Below are 8,685 nucleotides of genomic sequence, written 5' to 3' on the forward strand. Positions count from 1 at the left end.
CCATCGGCTTAGTGCATGTTTGGCCCAAAATGCACTAAGCCATCATGGGTCACGACCGGGCGTCGCTGCAAGACCCGAATGCACGTGCATTCGCAAGGTGCAGCAGCATGGTCGATGCACCGGAACATATCCGAATCGGACACCGAGCTGAGACCTTGTCATACCCGGCGATGTGGTGTCACTGTGTGGTGCGGACCTTGATAGGAGGCAAAGTGACGCAGAACCAGCCGGGTTCCGGCCCTACGGCGCTGCGCATCCTTCTGGGCTCCCAACTCCGCAAGCTCAGGGAGAGCAAGGGCGTCACCCGCGAGGAGGCGGGGCACCTCATCAGAGGCTCCGAATCCAAGATCAGCCGCATGGAGCTCGGCCGGGTCGGCTTCAAGGAGCGCGACGTCGCCGACCTGCTGACGCTGTACGGGGTGACCGACGACCAGGCGCGCGGCGCCGTGCTCGACCTGGTGGCCACGGCCAACGAGCCGGGCTGGTGGCACCGCTTCAACGACATCCTCCCCACCTGGTTCCAGGCGTACGTCGGCCTCGAAGAGGCGGCCGCCCGGATCAGGACGTACGAGGTCCAGTTCGTCCCCGGCCTGCTCCAGACCAAGGAGTACGCGCGCGCGGTCGTCACCGCCGGTTCCGCCGGGCTCAGCCCCGACGAGATCTCCCGGCGCGTCGACCTCCGGCTGGAACGTCAGCGGCTGTTCGACAAGCCCGACGGCCCGGTGTTCTGGGCGGTCATCGACGAGGCGGCGCTGCGCCGGCCCATCGGCGGCGCCGAGGTCATGCGCGCCCAGATCGAGCATCTGATCGATCTGATGCGCCAGCCGAGCATCACGATTCAGGTCATGCCGTTCAGCTTCGGCGGTCACAGCGCGGAGGGCGGCGCGTTCGCCATCTTGCGCTTCCCGGACAACGACCTGCCCGACGTCATCTACGTCGAGCAGCTCGCCGGCGCCCTCTACCTGGACAAGCGTGAGGACGTCGATCGTTACACCGAGGTCATGGAACGGTTGTGCGCCGTCAGCACCACGCCTGACGAGACTGTGGAGCTGCTGCGCGCCATCGCGGATGAGTTCTGAGAGCTGCTGGGTCTGCCCTAGACTGACCGTGGCGCTTGGATGCCGCCGTTGCGGAGCATGCCCAGCACCGATTACGTGGGCGCGGCGCGCGAGCCGTACCGAATGGACGCGCCTGCGAACACTCGAAGCTTGATCAAGGAGACCACCCCGTGAAGACCGCTGTCGAGGAGCTCAGCCCGACCCGGGTGAAGCTCACTGTCGAGGTGCCGTTCGACGAGCTGCGCCCGAGCATGGATGCGGCGTACAAGAAGGTCGCGCAGCAGGTGCGGGTCCCCGGGTTCCGCCCTGGCAAGGTCCCGGCGCGCATCATCGAGCAGCGCTTCGGCCGGGCGGTCGTCCTGGAGGAGACCCTCAACGAAGCGGTGCCCAAGCTCTACGGCCAGGCCGTCGACGAGGTCGACGTGTTCCCGGTCAGCCAGCCGGACATCGAGGTCACGAAGATCGAGGACGGTGAGCAGATCGAGTTCACCGCCGAGGTCGACATCCGTCCCCACTTCGACGTCCCCGACTACCAGGGCGTCGAGATCACCGTCGACTCCGCCGAGGTCGCCGACTCCGACGTCGACGAGCAGCTCGACGCGCTCCGCCAGCGTTTCGCCACGCTGACCGGCGTCGAGCGCCCGGCCGCCGTCGGCGACTACGTCGTCATGGACCTGCGGGCCGAGATCGACGGCGAGAACATCGAGGAGCAGCAGGCCAGCGAGGTCTCCTACGAGGTGGGCGCCGGTTCCGTGCTCCAGGGCCTCGACGACGCCCTCGTGGGCATGTCCGCCGACGAGGAGAAGAGCTTCCGCACCGAGCTCGTCGGCGGTGAGAACGCCGGCCAGGAGGCCGACGTCATCATCAACGTCAAGTCGGTCAAGGAGAAGGTGCTTCCGGAGCTCGACGACGAGTTCGCGCAGCTCGCCAGCGAGTTCGACACGCTCGACGAGCTCAAGGGCAGCATCCGCGAGCAGGTCCGCCGCACCAAGCTCATCGACCAGGTGGTGCAGGCCCGCGACAAGGCGCTCGACACGCTCCTGGAGAAGATCGACGTCCCGATCCCCGAGAGCGCGCTCAAGGCCGAGATCGACGCCCGCAAGCACAACCTCGAGCACCAGATCGCCGAGAGCGGCCTGAGCCGCGACGCCTACTTCCGGCTCTACCAGACGACCGAGGAGGAGCGCTTCGCCGAGTTCGAGACCGCCTCGGCCCGCGCCATCAAGGTCGGCTTCGTGCTCGACAAGATCGTCAAGGCGGAGGAGCTCGGCGTCTCCGAGCAGGAGCTGACCAACTTCGTGGTCCGCCGCGCCATGGAGATGGGCGTCCAGCCCAACCAGCTGGCCCAGCACCTCGCCGACAACGACCAGCTGACGCTGGCCATGGTCGAGATCGTCCGCGACAAGGCCAAGGCCGTGCTCGGCGATGCCGCCAAAGTCGTCGACAGCGAGGGCGGCGAGGTCGACCTCAAGGCCATCTACACCGAGATCAACGGCGAAGAGGCCTCCGAGGAGCCGGCTGAGGAGTCCGAGGAGCAGAAGGCCGAGGCGTAGCCACGCACACGCCCGTCCGGAGCCTCCGGCCGGCCCGACGTCGCGGGCGGGCCGGAGGCTTCGTGCGTTCCCGGCGGCATGCGCCGTCAGCGAACACCCCGTGGACCGGGCATGACCTGTGGGCGGCGCGCGTTAGGGTCACAAGCAAAGCCCATCGATTACGACGCATCGGAAGGTGAAGCTGTGAGCAGCCCGCCGACCTTCTTCCAGCCTGAGTCGCGAGGCCGTGAAAACGGCTCGGCCTTCCGGCTTGAGGATCAGCTTTACCAGCGCCTGCTGCGCGAGCGCATCATCGTGCTCGGTCAGGAGGTCAACGACGAGATCGCCAACCGGATCTGCGCCGAGCTGCTGCTCCTGGCCGCTGACGATCCGGAGCGCGACATCACTCTCTACATCAACTCGCCGGGCGGCTCGGTCAGCGCCGGCATGGCGATCTACGACATGATGGAATACGTGCCCAACGACGTCTCCACGGTCGTCATGGGCATGGCCGCCTCGATGGGGCAGTTCCTGCTGTCGGCGGGCGCCAGGGGCAAGCGCTACTCGCTGCCGCACGCGCGGGTCATGATGCACCAGCCGTCCGGCGGCATCGGCGGCACGGCCGCCGACATCGCCATCCAGGCCGAGCAGATGCTCTACGTGAAGAAGATGCTGGCCGAGCGGATCGCCGCCCACACCGGGCAGCCGCTCGAGGTCATCGAGCGCGACTCCGATCGCGACCGCTGGTTCACGGCCGACGAGGCCAAGGACTACGGCTTCATCGACCACGTCGTGCGCAGCGCTCGGCAGGTGCCCTCGCAGGGCCCCGTCTCCTAGGGGGAGCAAGTGAACATCCAGAGCCGTTACGTTCTCCCCTCCTTCGTCGAACGCACGTCCTACGGCGTGAAGGAGATGAACCCGTACAACAAGCTCTTCGAGGACCGCATCATCTTCCTCGGAGTGCAGATCGACGACGCGTCGGCCAACGACGTCATGGCCCAGCTGCTGACGCTGGAGTCGCTCGATCCCGACCGTGACATCAGCATCTACATCAACTCGCCCGGCGGGTCCTTCACCGCCATGACGGCGATCTACGACACGATGCAGTTCGTCCGGCCGGAAATCCAGACCGTCTGCCTCGGCCAGGCCGCCTCCGCCGCGGCTGTGCTGCTGGCCGGCGGCACGCCGGGCAAGCGGTTCGCGCTGCCCAACGCCCGGATGCTGATCCACCAGCCGTCCACCGAGGGCGGCGGCCAGGGCAGCGACATCGAGATCCAGGCCAGGGAGATCCTCCGCATGCGCTCGCTCCTCGAGGAGATCGTGGCGCGGCATGCCGGACGGTCCGCCGCCGAGGTCCGAAAGGACATCGAACGCGACAAAATTCTCAACGCCGATGAGGCGAAGGCGTATGGTCTGATCGATGACATAATCCCGTCAAGGAAGAAGCGAGCTCAGCCCGTAGCTTCCTAGACGAGACGTGAGGCACCGGAGCGCTGCCCAAGAGGGCACGTTCCGGTGCGACTCGCCGCTAGGGGGCTCACTGAGGGCCCAGAAGACGGTAACGTCGAAACCTGAGCGGTTCGGACCGGGTCCGGAGGATACGGATCGCGGAGAGCAGGGCGGTCCCACGCAAAGGAGTATCTGGGGTGGCACGCATCGGCGACGGGGGAGACCTGCTGAAGTGCTCGTTCTGTGGAAAGAGCCAGAAGCAAGTCAAGAAGCTCATCGCCGGTCCAGGCGTCTACATCTGCGATGAGTGCATCGATCTCTGCAACGAGATCATCGAGGAGGAGCTCTCCGAGTCCTCCGAGCTCAAGTGGGACAACCTGCCCAAGCCGAGGGAGATCTACGAGTTCCTCGACGCCTACGTCATCGGTCAGGACAAGGCGAAGAAGGCGCTCTCGGTGGCGGTCTACAACCACTACAAGCGGGTGCAGTCCGGCGACCGGGGCAGAGACGACGGCCTTGAGCTGGCCAAGAGCAACATCTTGCTGCTCGGACCGACAGGCTCGGGCAAGACGCTGCTCGCGCAGACCCTGGCGAAGATGCTCAACGTGCCCTTCGCCATCGCCGACGCGACGGCCCTCACCGAGGCCGGCTACGTCGGCGAGGATGTCGAGAACATCCTTCTGAAGCTCATCCAGGCCGCCGACTACGACGTCAAGAAGGCCGAGACCGGCATCATCTACATCGACGAGGTCGACAAGATCGCCCGCAAGAGCGAAAACCCGTCGATAACGCGTGACGTCTCCGGCGAGGGCGTGCAGCAGGCGCTGCTGAAGATCCTCGAAGGCACGACGGCATCGGTGCCGCCGCAGGGCGGCCGCAAGCACCCGCACCAGGAGTTCATCCAGATCGACACCACCAACGTGCTGTTCATCTGCGGTGGCGCGTTCGCGGGCCTGGAAAAGATCATCGAGTCGCGGGTCGGCCAGAAGGGCATCGGCTTCAACGCCATCATCCGGTCGAAGGAAGAGGCCGACACGGCCGACATCTTCGCCGACGTGATGCCCGAGGACCTGCTGAAGTTCGGCATGATCCCCGAGTTCGTCGGGCGCCTGCCGGTCATCACCTCGGTCCACAACCTCGACCGCGAGGCCCTCATCCAGATCCTCACCGAGCCGCGCAACGCGCTGGTCAAGCAGTACCGCAAGCTGCTCGAACTCGACGGGGTGGAGCTGGAGTTCACCGACGGCGCCCTGGAGGCCATCGCCGACCAGGCCATCCTGCGCGGCACCGGCGCCCGCGGGCTGCGCGCGATCCTGGAGGAGGTGCTCCAGTCCGTCATGTACGAGGTGCCCTCCAGGCAGGACGTGGCCCGGGTCGTCATCACCCGCGAGTCCGTGCTCGAACACGCGATCCCGACCCTCGTACCCCGCGACCAGCTCGCCGCCAAGCAGCAACGCACTCCACGAGAGAAGTCGGCCTGAGCCTCCCAGGCAAGGCCAGCGCCCCGTGGACACCCTCCATGGGGCGTTTCCCTTTCCCGTCTCCCTAGAATTGGTCACCGTGACAACGCCAGAGCTGCCCACCCAGTACACCCCGGCCGACGTCGAGACCCGCAGCTACGAGCGGTGGGTAACCGAAGGCTACTTCCACGCCGACCCGGGCAGCTCGCGCACGCCTTACAGCATCGTCCTGCCGCCGCCCAATGTCACCGGCTCGCTCCACATCGGCCACGCACTCGACCACTCGGTCCAGGACGCGCTGACCCGCCGCGCCCGGATGCGCGGCCACGAGACGCTCTGGCTGCCCGGCATGGACCACGCCGGCATCGCCACCCAGAACGTCGTCGAGCGTGAGCTCGCCAAGCAGGGCATGTCGCGCCACGACCTGGGCCGCGAGGCGTTCGTCGAGCGGGTCTGGGAGTGGAAGGAAGAGTCCGGCGGCAAGATCCTCGGCCAGATGCGCAAGCTCGGCGACGGCGTCGACTGGTCGCGCGAGCGCTTCACCATGGACGAGGGCCTGTCGCGGGCCGTCCTCACCATGTTCAAGAAGCTGTACGACGACGGGCTGGTCTACCGCGCCGAGCGCATCATCAACTGGTGCCCGCGCTGCCTGACGGCGCTGTCCGACATCGAGGTGGAGCACAGCGAGGACGACGGCGAGCTGGTCTCGATCCGCTACTCCGACGAGATCGTGGTGGCCACCACCCGGGCCGAGACGATGCTCGGCGACACCGCCGTGGCCGTCCACCCGTCCGACGAGCGCTACGCGCACCTCGTCGGCACGACCGTCGAGCTGCCGCTGACCGGCCGCCGCATCCCCGTCGTGGCCGACGAGCACGTCGACCCCGAGTTCGGCACCGGCGCGGTCAAGGTGACCCCCGCCCACGACCCCAACGACTTCGAGATCGGCCGCCGCCACTCGCTGCCGTCCATGACCGTCATGGACGAGCGCGGCGTCATCACCGCCCACGGCCCGTTCGAGGGCCTCGACCGGTTCGAGGCGCGCCCGGCCGTGGTCGCCGCGCTGCGCGCCGAGGGCCGCATCGTCGAGGAGAAGCGCCCGTACGTCCACTCGGTCGGCCACTGCTCGCGCTGCAAGACCGTGGTCGAGCCGAGGCTGTCGCTGCAGTGGTTCGTCAACGTGGGCCCGCTGGCCAAGGGGGCCGGCGACGCGGTGCGTGACGGCCGCACCAGCATCCACCCGCCGGAGATGGCCAAGCGCTACTTCGACTGGGTCGACGACATGCACGACTGGTGCATCTCCCGCCAGCTCTGGTGGGGACACCGCATCCCGGTCTGGTACGGCCCCAACGGCGAGGTCGTCTGCGTCGGCCCCGACGAGACGCCGCCCGAGGGCTACATCCAGGACCCTGACGTCCTCGACACCTGGTTCTCCTCCGGGCTGTGGCCGTTCTCCACCCTGGGCTGGCCCGAGCGCACCCCCGAGCTGGAGCGCTTCTACCCGACCTCCGTCCTGGTGACGGGCTACGACATCCTGTTCTTCTGGGTCGCCCGGATGATGATGTTCGGCCTGTACGCGATGGACGGCGAGCCGCCGTTCCGCGTCGTCGCCCTGCACGGCATGGTCCGCGACCAGTACGGCAAGAAGATGTCGAAGTCGTTCGGCAACGTCGTCGACCCGCTCGACTGGATCGAGCGCTTCGGCGCCGACGCCACCCGCTTCACGCTCCTGCGCGGCGCCAACCCCGGCGCCGACGTGGCGATCAGCGAGGAATGGGCGGCCGGCTCGCGCAACTTCTGCAACAAGATCTGGAACGCGACCCGCTTCGCGCTGATGAACGGCGCGGCCGTGGGCCCGCTCGACGACGCCGAGCTCACCGCGGCGGATCGGTGGATCCTCTCCCGGCTGCAGAGCGTCATCACGGCGGCCGACGCCGCCCTGGAGGACTACGAGTTCGCCAAGGCCTCCGAGCTGCTCTACCACTTCGCCTGGGACGAGGTCTGCGACTGGTACCTGGAGCTGGCCAAGATCCAGCTCGGTGAGGGCCTCGACCACACCCGGCTGGTGCTGGGCCAGGTGCTCGACGCGCTGCTGCGGCTGCTCCATCCGCTGGTGCCGTTCGTCTCCGAGGAGCTGTGGCGGGCCTTGACCGGCGCCGAGTCCATCGTCGTCGCCCCCTGGCCCCAGGCCGACCCCCGCTACGCCGATCCGCGGGCGGAGGCGGAGGTCGCCGCCCTCCAGGAGGTCGTCACGGAGGTCCGCAGGTTCCGCTCCGACCAGGGTCTCAAGCCCGGCCAGAAGGTGGCCGCCAGGCTGGGGCTGGCGGGCAGCGCCGTGGAGCGGCAGGAGGCGGCGATCCGCTCGCTGCTCCGCCTCACCGAGCCGGCCGAGACGTTCTCGGCGACGGCCCGGCTGACGGTGGGCGGCGTGACCGTGGAGATCGACACCGCCGGCGCCATCGACGTGGCGGCCGAGCGCAAGCGTCTGGAGAAGGACCTCGCGGTCGCGCGCAAGGAGGCTGCTCAGGCGGCCGCCAAGCTGGGCAACGAGCAGTTCATGGCCAAGGCGCCCGACGAGGTCGTGGCAAAGGTCCGGGCGCGTGCCGACCAGGCCGAGGCCGACATCGCGCGCCTCGAAGGGCAGCTCGCCGCTCTGGGGGTTTGAGCCATACGGACGGGGGGAAGGCCTATTCGTTACCGAGAACAGGCCTTCCGACCCCGCAGGGGCTGCTAGAGTTTTCTGTGTGGGGCGGAGCTCGCCCCGACAACCCAACTGATGGCCCGGGGCTTCCGGTCTGGTTCAATGCGCGTCATTGGACAGAGGCTGAAAGTTCAGGTAAGTTAGAAGGGTTGCCTCGGAAGGGGCGTCCGGAAGATCCCGGAATCAGGCGGTTTGCGAAAATCGTCCGGATCTGGTAAACTTCGGAAGGCGAAACGAATGAACGCCTCTTCGGCGGGGGCCGCTGGTCGGGTCTTGCCGGGGTGTACGCGTCCGTTTCTTGAGAACTCAACAGTGTGTTAAAAGCCAGTGCATGATGCACAACCCCGTCATGTATTTCTGTGACGGATTCCTTTTTGGTTGGGATTCAAATTCATTTTATGGAGAGTTTGATCCTGGCTCAGGACGAACGCTGGCGGCGTGCTTAACACATGCAAGTCGAGCGGAAAGGCCCTTCGGGGTACTCG

Annotated in this window: 6 protein-coding genes and 1 rRNA gene; all 7 read left to right on the forward strand. The window is 67.2% G+C overall.

Annotated features, from left to right (window positions below):
• The first annotated feature begins 212 nt into the window (after positions 1-212).
• Complete coding sequence (locus KME79_RS27890; protein WP_148029961.1) at positions 213-1,079, forward strand: Sco1979 family transcriptional regulator; 867 nt, start codon at positions 213-215, stop codon at positions 1,077-1,079.
• A gap of 149 nt (positions 1,080-1,228) precedes the next feature.
• On the forward strand, positions 1,229-2,611 hold the full coding sequence (tig, locus tag KME79_RS27895) for a trigger factor (RefSeq protein ID WP_219547110.1): 1,383 nt from the start codon (positions 1,229-1,231) through the stop codon (positions 2,609-2,611).
• Between the two features lie 183 nt (positions 2,612-2,794).
• Positions 2,795-3,427, forward strand: a complete 633-nt coding sequence (locus tag KME79_RS27900; protein ID WP_148029963.1) for a ClpP family protease — start codon at positions 2,795-2,797, stop codon at positions 3,425-3,427.
• 9 nt (positions 3,428-3,436) lie between these two features.
• Positions 3,437-4,060, forward strand: coding sequence for an ATP-dependent Clp protease proteolytic subunit (locus tag KME79_RS27905; RefSeq protein ID WP_148029964.1), 624 nt, complete (start codon positions 3,437-3,439; stop codon positions 4,058-4,060).
• Positions 4,061-4,236: 176 nt separating this feature from the next.
• Positions 4,237-5,520, forward strand: a complete 1,284-nt coding sequence (gene clpX, locus KME79_RS27910; RefSeq protein WP_148029965.1) for an ATP-dependent Clp protease ATP-binding subunit ClpX — start codon at positions 4,237-4,239, stop codon at positions 5,518-5,520.
• A 70-nt stretch (positions 5,521-5,590) separates the two neighbouring features.
• A complete protein-coding gene (locus KME79_RS27915) occupies positions 5,591-8,164 on the forward strand; it encodes a valine--tRNA ligase (RefSeq protein WP_219547115.1) in 2,574 nt (857 codons plus the stop codon).
• Positions 8,165-8,595: 431 nt separating this feature from the next.
• Positions 8,596-8,685, forward strand: a 16S ribosomal RNA gene (locus KME79_RS27920); the annotation flags it as partial.

Origin of the sequence: Nonomuraea harbinensis (assembly GCF_019396385.1) — a bacterium.
GTDB lineage: Bacteria > Actinomycetota > Actinomycetes > Streptosporangiales > Streptosporangiaceae > Nonomuraea > Nonomuraea ferruginea.